Origin of the sequence: Vibrio bathopelagicus (assembly GCF_014879975.1) — a bacterium.
Classification (GTDB): Bacteria; Pseudomonadota; Gammaproteobacteria; order Enterobacterales; family Vibrionaceae; genus Vibrio; species Vibrio bathopelagicus.
This window is the reverse complement of sequence record NZ_CP062501.1, coordinates 419,387-433,332: the sequence shown is the minus strand read 5'-3', so window position 1 is coordinate 433,332 and position 13,946 is coordinate 419,387. Positions and strand designations below refer to the sequence as shown.

Below are 13,946 nucleotides of genomic sequence, written 5' to 3'. Positions count from 1 at the left end.
TACAGCTAGAATGTTGAGGTTGGCCACCTAGGCTTTCCTACTTAACCTTCCTGCATCTTCTCCCAAATCGTCGGAGAGCCAATATAATCTTGAACTGTGGTAATGAACTCTTTAACAAGTTTGGTCTGCTTACGATGCGGATACACGGCATAGATTGCGGTATCAATAGTGGAAATAGGATAGTCCGGAAGCAAGGTTACCAAGCCGAGCTCTTTCATCGAAGCGTATAGGTTTGATTGGTCAAGAAAGCCATACCCTAATCCATCTTTTACGCAAGACACCATGGTGCGAACATCACTCACCTTATAGTTGCCACGAATCGTCAGGCTCTGGAAAGTGTTGCCATGCGGCTCTTCACTGATACGCAGATGATCGACCGTCATATCACCATTGGTATAAATCACAGCAGGTAGCGTAAGTAAATCTTGTGGCGTCTTCGGCTCACCATGCTGCTTCACAAAATCATTCGAGGCGACCAGCATGAAATTACTGTCAGCTATCTTCTTCGCAATCAAATTCGACTCCACCAGCTTACTGAAGCGAAAGGCGATATCAAACTGTCCTGCAATAATGTTGGCGATCTTGTCGTCCAGTGAAAGTACGATCTGAACATCTGGATACTTTCTCATGAACTGAGTGATGATAGGTTGCAAGTACTGTTGACCAAAATAGATGGGAGAAGTAATTCGCAACACGCCTTTGGGTTCAGACTGGTATGAATCAGCAATGCCTTGGATCTGATTAATAGTATCTTTCAGCACATAGGTTTGCGCGAGAATATCTTCCCCTGCCGATGTCAACGAGAACGAGCGCGTGGAACGGTTAAGCAGCTGAACACCTAAGTCTTGTTCAAGCTTTTTTATCTGTTTAGAGAGTGATGAGTTGTCCATATCATGCAAGGTTGCCGCTTTGGTAAACGACCCTTGTTGAACCACATCTAAGAACAATAACAACTGATTAGTATTTGGCACTGCGCCTCTCCTGAAATAAAACTCGACTAGCGTTCATCTTTGGGGGTATCCATCACAACCATGGTCGTTATGGATTGAACCTGAGCACATTCCCCAAGTACATCGGCATGAAACTTCTTATAGCCCGGCAGATCTTTGGTTTCTACTCTCAGCAAGTACTCGTTAGCTCCGGTAATGTTGTGGCATTCCACTACCTCTTTTTCCATACTGACATGTTGTTCAAACTCTAGTTGAGCCGATTTGCTGTGGCTCGATAAACCAATCGAAACATAAGCAATAAAGCCGACCCCCATTAGGCCATTATCCAGAACTGCGCGGTAACCTTGAATGATACCTTTGCGCTCAAGATCCTGTACGCGTCTTAAGGTTGCAGAGGCCGACAAACCAATTCGTTCTGAAAGCTCAATGTTGGAGATTCTGCCGTCCAATTTAAGCTCTTGCAATATCCTTTCGTCAAATCTATCCATAGGTACTTATTATTGTGCATTTAGTGATAATAAGTGAAATAAAAGCACATAATTGCCTGACTTTCCACCTACTATGTTTCTCAACACGTGAAAGTCATGACCGGTCAGTCACTTCGTTCATTTTATTGCTGGAGAACCATTATGCCTTTAGAACAACTTAGCGCACTTGCCTTGTTTGCGTTTGTCTCGACCTTCACGCCGGGTCCAAATAACATCATGCTAATGACATCAGGTGCCAATGTTGGCTTTGCCCGTACTATTCCGCACATGCTTGGGATAGCTCTGGGATTTGCCGCAATGTTGTTGTTGGTTGGCTTCGGCTTAATGGGCATTTTCAACGCCTACCCTGTCTCTCACCAAATATTGAAATACCTGAGCCTGACTTACCTTGTGTACCTTGCAATTAAGATAGCATTGAGTGGTAAAGCCAAAAGCAACGAAGCTTATAAGCCGATGACCTTCATTGGCGCGGCAAGTTTTCAGTGGGTAAACCCTAAAGGTTGGTCAATGGCACTGACTGCGATTTCAGTGTACAGCAGCGGTAGTTCATGGTGGGAGCTTGCGATCATTGCGGCGATATTCACGCTAGCCAACTTACCATCAGTGACATTCTGGACGGCAGCAGGCAAACAGCTACAACACTGGTTAACAACACCTGTACGCATCAAAAGCTTTAACTACGGTATGGCGGGCTTGCTGTTAGCGTCGACCATTCCGATGCTTTAATCGAATAACTTCTATATTTTAACGGTTAGTACTCCGGTGCTAACCGTTATTCTCGTTAAAAGTAACCCACAAGATCACTAAGCCAACGACCAAATATCGCCTGCCCGCTCGGGGTTAGCGTCCACACAAACGCCGCAACATTCACTGCCACTGTCAGCCAATAGATAGATCTGAACGGCTGCTTTTGCGTTTTATGGCGTAGCTTATCTTGAGCAATCAAAGCCCCTAACCAGCCACCAGCAACAGACAAAATGTGCAGGGTTTTCTCAGGCACACGCCAATTGCCATTGATCGCCGCCCTCTTGTCCTTTGCGTACACAAAAAATGTCACCACACCGACAACTAAATACCACACCAGCACCGCTTTAGAACTTTCGGCAAACAGCACAGATACCGCCACCAGAACCAAATAGGTGATCGCGATTTGAATAGATGAAGACAACATCAACTCCTTTTGGGTAACAGCTCACATACTGTAGCAATTACGCCCTGTAAATTTTGGTAAGGATGAGCCGTTATTTACCACGATTGGTATAAATAAAACAGTAATTCGGTCGGCCTTTCAATTAAGAGAAAAGCCCTTTCGTCCCTACATAACATGATGGAAGTTAAAGGAATTATAAATATGTACAACCAAAAGTACGCCATCTATCAAGTATTTACGCGTTTATTTGGCAATAAAAACACCCAACATGTTCCGTGGGGCACAATAGAGCAAAATGGCGTCGGAAAATTCACTGATTTTACAGACAAAGCGCTGTCTGAAATTCGCAAACTCGGCATTACGCACATTTGGTACACCGGAGTGCCACATCACGCCGTCATCAACAATTACAAACACATTGGTATCTCAGACGACCACCCGAGCGTTGTAAAAGGCCGTGCGGGATCACCTTATGCCGTCAAAGATTACAATTCAGTGAATCCGGATCTCGCTGAGAATCCTGAACATCGATTAGAAGAATTTGAGGCACTAATCCAAAGAACTCACGACAACGGCTTGAAGGTGATCATCGATATCGTCCCCAACCACGTTGCACGTCATTATGAAGGCTTAAATAACCCAGAGGGAGTCAGTGACTTTGGCGCTCACGATGACACTGCGCTGGAGTACCACCGAGACAATAACTTCTACTACATTCCCAACAGCTCCTTTGAACTGCCAGATATAGAGCCAGCCTTTACCCCGCTTGGTGGTGAACAACACCCTAGCCTACGCTCACCGTTTATCGAAATGCCAGCCAAATGGACAGGTAACTGTTCACGCTTGGCTAAGCCAGATTTCGACGACTGGTATGAAACCGTGAAAATTAATTACGGCGTGCGCCCAGACGGCTCAAAAGACTTCCCTGAGTTACCGAGCGATTATGCACAGCGTGACCACCTAGACCATTACCACTTCTGGAAAGGCGTGAATGTGCCGGATTCTTGGATTAAATTCCGAGACATCACCTTGTTTTGGTTAGACAAAGGCGTTGATGGATTCCGCTATGACATGGCTGAAATGGTACCTGTCGAGTTCTGGAGTTACCTCAACTCATCGATAAAGATGAAAAACCAAGATGCTTTTCTGATGGCGGAAGTTTACCAACCAGACCTGTACCGCGACTATATCCATCTAGGGAAAATGGACTACCTATACGATAAGGTTGACCTTTATGACGGTCTAAAAGACATCATGCAAGGCAAGGCTTCAACGGCTATCATCCCCGAGATCCAACAACCAATGATGGATATTGAGCATCACATGCTGCACTTCTTAGATAACCACGATGAGCAACGCATCGCTTCTCCTGAGTTTGTGGGCAACCCAAATATTGCTAAGCCTGCAATGTTAGTCAGCGCGTTATTAAGCAGTTCACCGACCATGATCTATTTTGGGCAAGAAGTTGGTGAACCGGGAGCGGAAGATGCAGGCTTTGGACAGCCCTCACGTACATCTATATTCGATTACATCAGAGTGCCACAACACCAAAAATGGATGAATCACGGTGCATTTGATGGCGGATTATTAAACGTCAACGAAAAGCAACTACGTCACTTCTATCAGAAGGTAATGAACTTTTCGCTTGAGCACTCTTCAATGACTGGTGATTATCAAGACTTACACCAAATCAACAACTTGAGTGATTCTGTTTACGCATTTCTGCGCTTTGACCACCAAGAGCTCACCATTGTTGCTGCAAATTTTAGCCAACACGCCACTGAGAGTATTCACTTGACGGTTCCAAACGATGTCATCCAAAAGCTCAAAATAGCGGATGGAAATTATTTACTTGATGAACATATTGAAGGCGTTCAACGACAAGTATTCACCGTTGAAAAGGGCATTGGTACTTTTAATATCGACTTAAAGCCGCTCGCATCTTTGGTTTGGGTATTATCGTTGGGAGAATAACCTATCTATCAATATTAGTTATCAAACAACCATTACTTTCTAATTGATAATTAACTTAATTCCTAAGTTAAATTAACAGTCTCTCAATTCGATACCTTCCTCACATTAATAAGGATGAGCTCTCATCCTTATTCTCTACTCCTAGCTTCTACGCCTTAGGTTATTGATATCCAACATATGAGCTATTGATCCAATTAATTTTACTCAAACCAAATACAAAGCGTGATACTGACACTATGTTTCCTATTTTTACTTATTAAAAATAACTTTACATATAGCCATCACAAATAGTTGGCCATCATTCGGACTAGGATATTCATCTTCATAAAAAGTGAAATATGGATATCAAACGTGAACAACATAAATATTAATAAGAACATCACTCTACAACGCACCTTCAACATTACAAAAAAGAGAAGCTTCAAACGCTCAACGCTAGCCAAAGCGATTTTGCCTCTCTTCACTGCCACCCTTATCGCAGGCTGTGGTAGCGATAACGACAGCGACACGGATGCTGGCAACAGTGGCTTATACAAAGCTGGCGAAAACGAAGTCGTTGTTTACTACAAACGTGATGTCGCGGCTGCGAGCACGTCTAGCTCAACCTATGATGGCTGGGGGTTGCACCTTTGGAATGGCGAAGGCTGCACCAGCACTGACTTAATCGCAATGGGTCTTAGTGAAAGCGGTACCAACTGGGACGCACCATATGAATTTGACGGCATCAGCGATACCTACGGTGCCTACTATGTGTTAAAAGTCGATCCTGATGCTTCTGACCCGCATAAATGCATGAACTTCATCTTACACAATGGCGACGAAAAAGCGTTTGGTAGTGCAAATTCAAAAATCGAGTTAACCAAGCTTGGTGATTCGCAAGGTGTATTCGGATTCCATGGCAGCAGCGAATTGTACTACGACCCAATCTCAGAAAGACCAGTCAATATTGATGGCCAAAAAGCACATTGGTTAGATGCAACCACCATCGCTTGGGAAGCCGCTAGCAATGCCGATTCTGTAAAACTCTTCTATGCATTAGATAACAGCATCACGATGAACGACGACAAAGAAATTGTCGGCGGAACTGCAATTGAACTAAGCAAAGACGGGGAGCTATCTTCTGAATTGAAAGAGCGTTTCCGCCACCTTGCAAGCTTACCAGCCCTTGCTATCGACGTTGACGACAACACATTACGCACCATCTTAAAGTCTCAGATAATTTTTGTTGCCTACAATGCTAATGGCGATGTTATCTCTTCAACTGAGGTTCAAAAACCAGGTGTACTTGATGCTGTCTTTGCTGACGAAGACGCAGGTAATGCGATGGCTGAAGAACTAGGCGCGCTTGTTGAAGGCGGTGCCGCTACCTTCAAGCTTTGGGCACCAACAGCGCAAGGTGTAGAACTCGTCCTATACAGCGAAGATCTGCAAAGTTCCCAAGTGATCCCAATGACGGAAAGCACTGAGACGGGCATTTGGGCGACTGATGCTGTGTCTAATGCAGTCAACAGTTACTATCGTTACCAAGTGAAAGTTTACCATCCAACCACAGGTAACATTGAAACTCGCCTAGTAACCGACCCTTACTCACTCAGTTTGTCGAAGAACTCTGCATACTCTCAAGTCATCGACCTTAATGATTCAGCATTAATGCCTGAAGGTTGGGCTGGATATGAACGTCCAACGGTAGAAAAAGACGAAGACCACGTACTCTACGAATCACACCTTCGTGACTTCAGCTTCAGCGACACCCTAGGAAAAAAAGAATGGAACGGCAAGTACCTAGCTCTCACAGAAGCAAATCGTGAGTCGGTCAAGCACCTACAAGCTTTGAAAGATGCAGGTCTAACTACGCTGCATATCTTACCGGCATTTGATATCGCTACCGTCGATGAAGATGAAGCGAGCCGTGTCGATATTACTGACACCGTCGGTAAGCTATGTGATGTAAAACCTGCTGCCGCTTTGTGTGGAAACGAAGACGAAAATAAAGTCATCGAAGATGTACTCGATAGTTATGATCCTTCAACAGGCGATGCACAAGCGTTGATGAATGACCTGCGCATGCTGGACAGCTTCAACTGGGGCTACGACCCATTCCATTACACGGTTCCAGAGGGGAGTTACGCTACAGATCCTAATGGTTCGAAGCGTATTCTAGAGTTCCGTCAAATGGTGAAAGCCACGCACGACATGGATCTCAAGCTGATCATGGACGTGGTATACAACCACACCAATGCGTCTGGTGTGAACGATAAGTCGGTACTGGATAAGATTGTCCCTGGGTACTACCACCGTCTTAATGTAAACACTGGTGGCGTCGAAAACTCAACCTGTTGTGACAACACTGCGACTGAAAACCTAATGATGGGTAAATTAATGGTCGACTCACTTAAGGTGTGGGCTGACGATTATAAAGTGGATGGTTTCCGTTTTGACTTAATGGGGCACCAACCGAAAGATGTGATGGTAGAAGCTCTTGCTGAAGTACGTAAAATCGACGAAAACACACTGTTCTACGGTGAGGGTTGGGATTTCGGCGAAGTAGCCGATAATGCACGCTTCGATCAAGCGAACCAAATCAACATGGCAGGCACTGAGATAGGTACATTCTCAGACCGTCTGCGTGACGCCGTACGTGGCGGTAGCCCATTTGATGGCGGTGTTGATTCAGAAGGCAACCACCCACTTCGCTTTAACCAAGGCTTTGGTAACGCAGCGATTGCCAACGAAGAGACCAAAGTTGATCAAGACTCTATCAACGGCCGTTTACACAACCAAGATCTTGTTCGTTTAGGGATGGCAGGTAACCTCGCAGAATACGTGTTGATTGATTACAAAGGCGACACCAAACTGGGTAAAAACGTTGACTACAACGGCGCGCCCGCTGGCTACACCAAGATGCCTTCAGAGAACATCTCTTACGTTTCTAAACACGATAACCAAACACTTTGGGATAATAACGCATACAAGATCGCCACTGGCACTAGCTCTGCAGAGCGTGCGCGTATGCAGTCTGTATCGCTTTCTACCGTGATGTTAGGCCAAGGCATACCATTCATCCATATGGGTTCTGAACTGCTACGTTCAAAGTCTATGCAGCGTGATTCTTACGATTCAGGTGACTGGTACAACCGCGTAATGTTTGATGGTACTGACAACAACTGGAATGTTGGCTTACCACGTGAAGATAAAGATGGTGCTAACTGGGATTTGATCAAAACTGTCATTGCTGACAGCACGGCTAAACCAGACGCAGACGACATTGAGCTGACTAAGCAGCAATTCCTAGAACTACTAAAAATCCGTAGCTCAAGTGAACTGTTCCGCTTAGACACAGCAGACGAAGTCATGAAGCGTGTAGACTTCCGCAATGTTGGTGCAGATCAAGTCGAAGGCCTGATTGTAATGTCTATTGATGATGGTGTGTCTGCGGGGGAAAATCTTGACCCTGCCAATGATGCGATTGTGGCAGTTGTAAACTCAACCAATGAATCTCAGTCGTTCAAAATCACCGGAGCTACTGGCTTTACACTTCACGATGTTCAGAAAAACTCTGAAGATGACATTGTAAAAGGCGCAAGCTTTGCCGCTGAAACTTTCACTGTACCTGCATTAACCACAGCAGTATTTGTGCAAGCCCAAAATGGCGATGTACAAGGAGCTGGTCTACCGGTTGATAACTCAGACAAAGATGTGTCGAGCATCCCGCCATACGGCCAAACGACGGTTTACGTTCGTGGTGACATGAATGGATGGGGTTCAACTGATGATTGGGCGATGAGCTTTGTTGCCAATGGGGTTTATTCTGTAACAAGCAACTTGGAAGCTGGCGATTATGGCTTCAAGTTTGCGGATGCTGATTGGGTATCACCTAACTTTGGTTGTGACTCTGTTGAGCTTGCAGATGGCTCTATCAACCTTGGCACTGATGGTAATTGCCAATTAAGCGTAACAGAAGCGGGCAGCTACACATTCACTCTGAATGCGATTCATGAGTTAGATGACGATGTAGAAAAGGCAGTCGTTTCAGTAACCAAGAATTAAGCCTTAAAGCTTAGAACTCTAATAAACCGATAATAAAACCAGCGCAAGCTAGCCTTTTGGGAGACATTAGTCTCCCTTTTTTTGTCCTAAATAAACTCCAATCCAATGCTCTACACAATTATCTTTACCTGTCATCGATAAATACTCAGTTTTAAGTAATAGACGAGCCTTCTTAGTTCTTAGTTCTTAGTTCTTAGTTCTTAGTTCTGAGTTCTGAGTTCTTAGTTCTTAGTTCTTAGTTCTTAGTTCTTAGTTCTTAGTTCTTAGTTCTTAGTAGAAAGCATAACGACTTAGTGTGAGCTTCTAATTTAAGTGTATGTGAAATTCAGAAAGCCGAGTTTAGGATGGTAAATGAAATGGCGATTCATCAATAGAGTTCGTATTCAGATGTTCGAGATACGTAAAATAGACAAGAGTATTTTAATTAACAGTTAGTCAATCAACACCATAAATAGTCAAGAGCGCCCATTTATATTAGCTATTGATTATTATGTGTAAGTCAGTGGTTATTTAAACCTAAGTATTAAGTGAATATAAATATTCCTTTTCACTTATTGCAGGCAATAAAAAGGCTCCTAATTAGGAGCCCTTCTTTCATATCAATCTGTATTTACAAACTGTTTGATTACTTTTTATTGACGGCTTTTACAAATACTTCTTGCGCGCCTTCAATACCTAGTGCTTTTGCTTCATCTAATAAGCTCAGAGCTTTAGGAATATTGTCTTCAGTTACAGCCGTTTGAATCGCATTGTGATAGTAGGTTTGCGTTTCTGGTTGAATCGTATCGATCTTAGTCGCAGCGGCTGGTTTAGCGTTAGATTCACTGTTTGATGAACCAAACGAGAAGAAGCTCGCTCTATCGATAGTCACTTCTATTTTACCGACATTTCCGTTTGGTACAGGAATATCTTTCGCTTCAGGCATGTAATTACCACGCCCTTCAGCATCCAAGCGAGCTGGATGGATCACATCCGTAAAACCACCAAGATCAGCTTGATCGGTATATACGATCAAATAAACAGACTCTGCCGTTGTTGGCGGGTAGAAATCATGTTCCGTTACCAGTCTATTTCCCAAATGCAATCTAGGCTTTTGGTATTCAAAATCTTCTTTGCCGTAAGACTCAAGCTCTTTGCCGTTTTTGTCATAGATGACCGCACGAGGAACAAAAGCAGTATCACCGATCATGCTTGTAATTTTTATTGAATACTCACCGCGATCAGCCGGTAACTCAATCGCTGCAACACGACTGTTGATATCTTGGTAATTGAATACTTGGCTATCAGTCGTAATGTCAAAAATGGCAGAACTAGGCAGCTTCATTTTTGCAAATTGAAGTCCAGATACAGAGTTGACTTGTTCTGCTTGAGCAACCTGTACTTGCTCCATAACTTCGGCTGACTGACAACCAGCTAAAGCAACACAACCACTTAACATCAGAGCGCGAAAATACATAGTTCTTCCTTATTTTTATTTTTTTAAGAAATTTACTTAGTTAACTACCATAAAGAAAATAATTAACCTAGGAAACCTTTTTACTAATCGTACATTCCTTAAAAAAATAGCCGACGCAAGCCGGCTATGAATTAGGACAGTTTGGAATTTTTAACTACTGGTTTACCACCAAGCTTCAGCTTGGATACCGAACACGTATTCAGTATCGTCACCATTGAATGCTTCTTTGTTTTCAGTATCTAGGATGTAAGAACCGTAAACACGGATTTCAGGACGAGCCCAGAAGCTGTCACCCATAGCCCAAGCTTGAGCTACTGTGAATTTAGCGTTACCGAAATCTTCTGTAGCTAGACCGCTGTCTGAAATTTTCTCACCAGCATTGTAACCAGCTTCGAAGATAGTACGCATAGTGTCGTTCCACTTAAACATTGGACGCGCAACTACAGAGTACTGATCGATATCAAAGTTTTTGTTAGTGTAAACACCTGCAGCTTGACCACCGATGTCGCTACCAGATAGGTAAGCTAGCTGGTGACCCATTTCCCAAGATTCGCCTAGATTCATTACACCCCAGTTAATCAAACGGAAACCAGATGCATCGTTGAATGCTTCAGTACCACGTGCGTAGTACGAACCTGAACCCCAGAAGTTTGCAGCTTGCACGCCGTAACCATTAGTACCGTACTGAAGTACAGTTTGGTGGAAGCCGTTGCTCGTTCCTTGGTGTAAAATTGCAGATGCTAGTAGACCATCATCAGCAGACTCACTTGCGTCATTTGAATCAGTTGCGAAGTTGTATGCTAGTGCAAATTCTAGAGAAGCATCTTGCCATAGACCAATGTTCGCTAGACGAGCATCAAAGATGTAACCCGTTGAATCGTCAGTGTCACCATCTTGAATAAGCGCTACAGAAAGTTTTTGGTCACCAATAGAGATGTTTTCAACACCACCACCAGTACCTGATGTATTTAGGTAGTAGAAGTCAGTGATGTGGATGTCTTTACGTTGGTAGTATGTTTTACCAGCCCAAAGAGTCGCTTCTTGGTCAAAAGATAGAACGCCTTTCGCTTTAACAGCAAACTGAGCAACGTTAAAGTCAGAATCTTCCCAACCATTTGCGCCTGGAGCACCAGAAGCAATCATTGACTCAACGCGCCACGTTTGCTCACCAGTTTTCAGTTCTTCAGCCAGACCAAACTCAGAATAGTTGTCATTTTCGTTACCTAGACGACCAATACCGTTCTTGTTAACTGATACATCACCATTACCGTTACCGCTGATACCAGTACCAGCACGCATGTAACCATTAAAGTCAACAGCGAACGCAGAGCCAGCAGCTAGCGTTGTCGCCACTGCAGCAGCAATCAAACTTACTTTTTTCATTCTTAACTCCATTAAGGACGATTTATTTTAGGTTTTTATATTTTTGCTCTCTTGCGGCAACCAAAGGCAGTTATGGCGGACGTAAGATAGAGAGGTTTAGGGTTTCCCCTGATTCGTTTCAACGGAGTCAATATTAAGAGGGGATGACAAGTTTGACTTCCTCCACCCCTCACTTAATTAAGGGGGACTAGAGGGGAGTAGAAAATATACAGAATGGTGTTTTAAAGAGGTAGATCACTTAATCTAGGAGGAGTAGGCAGCACTCAGATCTAATTATTCAGCATAAGTGAGATCTACTTCAAATATATAATTTGAACTTCATCGATGAATTATTTTTTTCATCGTAATTATTATGTGAAGTTGCTTGACCTTACTGTGACAAAGCTTTTTACTAATAGTTCACTGATGTTGATAAACGAACAAGAAATCAAGCAATGACTAGAACGCTCGCTCGCCCTTATCCACTAGGCGCAACGCTAGGTAACACTGGCTGTAACTTCTCTATTTATTCTCCTGACTGTAAATCCCTCTCCCTCGCATTATTCGATGAGAATGACGAATTCGTTACTTATAAACTAGACAACGAATACGCTGATATTAGATATGTGTTTGTTGAAGGTATAAAAGCAGGACAAAAATACGGTTTCCTTGCTGAAACTGATGAAGGCCCGATCCTGCTTTCCGACCCCTATGCGAAAGCAATCAGCGAACCACTCGATTACGTCACGCCATATAGTAATGAAAAGAGCTTTTCGATGGCAAAATGTCTTGTTGTTGATGACACCTTCGACTGGCAAGACGTCGAAAAGCCACGTATCAGCCGAGAAGATACCGTTCTTTTTGAAACCCATGTAAAAGGCCTCTCTCAGCTTCATCCAGAGATGGCGCCCAATACCAAGGGTCGTTACATGGGCTTGGTTAGCCCTGAAATGCTTGCGTTCTACAAACAGCAAAATATCAACTCTCTACAACTTTTACCTATTGCTGCGTGTATGCATGAACCTCATCTTCTAGACATGGGGAAAGTGAACTATTGGGGTTACAACCCATACCTGTTCATGGTGCCAGACCCTCGCTATGCAGAGAAAGATGCCGTGACCGAACTAAAGACAGCAGTTCGCGAGCTACACCGCAATGGTATAGAAGTCATTCTCGACGTGGTTTACAACCACACAGCTGAAGGCGGTGAAGGTGGTACTACTTTCAACCTAAAAGCACTCGATAGCCGCTACTACATTAAGCATGGTTGTCATTACGCGAACTTCACAGGTTGTGGTAATACGGTCGACCTTACTCACCAGCCAGCACTAAACTTGGTCATGGATACCCTTCGTTACTGGGTTAGTGAGTTCCAAATAGACGGCTTCCGTTTTGATTTAGCAGCGACACTGGGCCGTGAAGGCGATAACTACAATCCTGAGGCTGCTTTTTTCAAAGCCGTTGCTCAAGATCCTGTACTCAAAGAAACTAAGCTCATCGCCGAACCATGGGATATCGGTCCGAACGGCTATCAGGTGGGTAATTTCCCACTCGGTTGGAATGAGTGTAACGACAAGCTCAGAGACATCACACGCAGCTTCTGGCGCGGTGATCAAGGTTACCTAAAAGAGTTTGCAACCCGCTTGATGGGATCTCGCGATATCTACAGCGCCGCGCATTGGCCGTACAAACTCACCGTCAACTACATCACGTATCATGATGGCTTCACCATGCAAGACCTTGTCTCTTACAAACACAAACACAATGAAGAGAATGGTGAGAACAATCGTGATGGGCATGGTGATAACCGCTCGGACAACTATGGCGTTGAAGGGGAGACTGAAAACCTACTGGTGATTGCGACTCGTGAAAAACAAAAGCGCAATTTCATGGCGAGCCTATTATTCGCCTTTGGTATTCCGCATATCATGACCGCAGATGTACTGTCTCATTCTCAAAAAGGCAACAACAACGCTTACTGCCAAGACGGCGTAACCAGTTGGCTAAATTGGGAAGACTCTGAACGCAAGACTTACTTCAAGACTTGGCTGTCGGAAATGATCTCTGCACGTCAGCAATACATGGTGCCATTTATTAAGGCATTCAGTGGTGAAAAGCGTAACTCTAACCGCATCTTCTGGAGCCGTGTTGATGGCACACTCATGGAGCATGACGATTGGAACCGTTTAAGCTCGGTGGCACTGCACTTGGGAATTGGCAACGACGGTGACGAATTGATTTACTTGATCAACCAAACCAATGCACCTGCACGTTTCTCGTTACCTAAGGATCGCGATCAAAACTGGGTGACCATTTGTGATACCAACCTGAGAAATGTAAAACCAGGCCATGCAGAAGGTGAAATGCTCCTATCGCCAACTTCAATGGCTATTTTGCACTATTCGCCAGACAAGATTGATTTAAGTTAAGAGCTAAGTCAGCTTAATAAAACATCAAAAATCATAGAAGCCAGTTATATTTGCAGCTGGCTTTTTTGTTAGCTGAATATCACAGAAATC

The 13,946-nt window shown here is 43.9% G+C and carries 9 protein-coding genes; 4 read left to right on the top strand and 5 right to left on the bottom strand.

Annotation, left to right across the window (positions count from 1 at the left end; genetic code table 11):
* Positions 1 to 41 precede the first annotated feature (41 nt).
* Together IHV80_RS18270 and IHV80_RS18265 are read right to left on the bottom strand one after the other, a co-directional pair.
* Positions 42 to 971 (bottom strand): LysR family transcriptional regulator, encoded by a 930-nt coding sequence (locus IHV80_RS18270; protein WP_192891754.1) that lies wholly within the window; start codon positions 969 to 971, stop codon positions 42 to 44.
* A gap of 26 nt (positions 972 to 997) precedes the next feature.
* A complete protein-coding gene (locus tag IHV80_RS18265) occupies positions 998 to 1,438 on the bottom strand; it encodes an Lrp/AsnC family transcriptional regulator (protein WP_010431662.1) in 441 nt (146 codons plus the stop codon).
* A gap of 141 nt (positions 1,439 to 1,579) precedes the next feature.
* Between IHV80_RS18265 and IHV80_RS18260 the strand changes: the two genes are divergently transcribed.
* A complete protein-coding gene (locus IHV80_RS18260) occupies positions 1,580 to 2,164 on the top strand; it encodes a LysE family translocator (RefSeq protein ID WP_192891753.1) in 585 nt (194 codons plus the stop codon).
* Positions 2,165 to 2,219: 55 nt separating this feature from the next.
* Here IHV80_RS18260 and IHV80_RS18255 read toward each other — a convergent pair whose 3' ends face one another.
* Positions 2,220 to 2,609: a DUF1294 domain-containing protein gene (locus IHV80_RS18255; protein ID WP_192891752.1), complete on the bottom strand. Its 390-nt coding sequence runs from the start codon at positions 2,607 to 2,609 to the stop codon at positions 2,220 to 2,222.
* Positions 2,610 to 2,789: 180 nt separating this feature from the next.
* Here IHV80_RS18255 and IHV80_RS18250 point away from each other — a divergent pair, with 180 nt between their 5' ends.
* On the top strand, positions 2,790 to 4,562 hold the full coding sequence (locus tag IHV80_RS18250) for an alpha-amylase family glycosyl hydrolase (protein WP_192891751.1): 1,773 nt from the start codon (positions 2,790 to 2,792) through the stop codon (positions 4,560 to 4,562).
* Positions 4,563 to 4,964: 402 nt separating this feature from the next.
* Complete coding sequence (gene pulA, locus IHV80_RS18245; RefSeq protein WP_192892168.1) at positions 4,965 to 8,609, top strand: pullulanase-type alpha-1,6-glucosidase; 3,645 nt, start codon at positions 4,965 to 4,967, stop codon at positions 8,607 to 8,609.
* A 625-nt stretch (positions 8,610 to 9,234) separates the two neighbouring features.
* Here pulA and IHV80_RS18240 read toward each other — a convergent pair.
* Together IHV80_RS18240 and lamB are read right to left on the bottom strand one after the other, a co-directional pair.
* Entirely contained in the window at positions 9,235 to 10,065 is an 831-nt protein-coding gene (locus IHV80_RS18240; protein WP_192891750.1) for a MalM family protein, read from the bottom strand.
* A gap of 162 nt (positions 10,066 to 10,227) precedes the next feature.
* Positions 10,228 to 11,448 carry a maltoporin LamB gene (gene lamB / locus IHV80_RS18235; RefSeq protein WP_192891749.1) on the bottom strand — a complete coding sequence of 407 codons (1,221 nt, stop codon included), beginning with the start codon at positions 11,446 to 11,448 and terminating at the stop codon, positions 10,228 to 10,230.
* A 434-nt stretch (positions 11,449 to 11,882) separates the two neighbouring features.
* On the opposite strand from lamB, the gene glgX reads away from it, so the two are divergent.
* The gene (gene glgX / locus IHV80_RS18230) at positions 11,883 to 13,856 is read left to right on the top strand and encodes a glycogen debranching protein GlgX (protein ID WP_192891748.1); all 1,974 of its coding nucleotides are present in this window, start codon (positions 11,883 to 11,885) and stop codon (positions 13,854 to 13,856) included.
* Positions 13,857 to 13,946 lie beyond the last annotated feature (90 nt).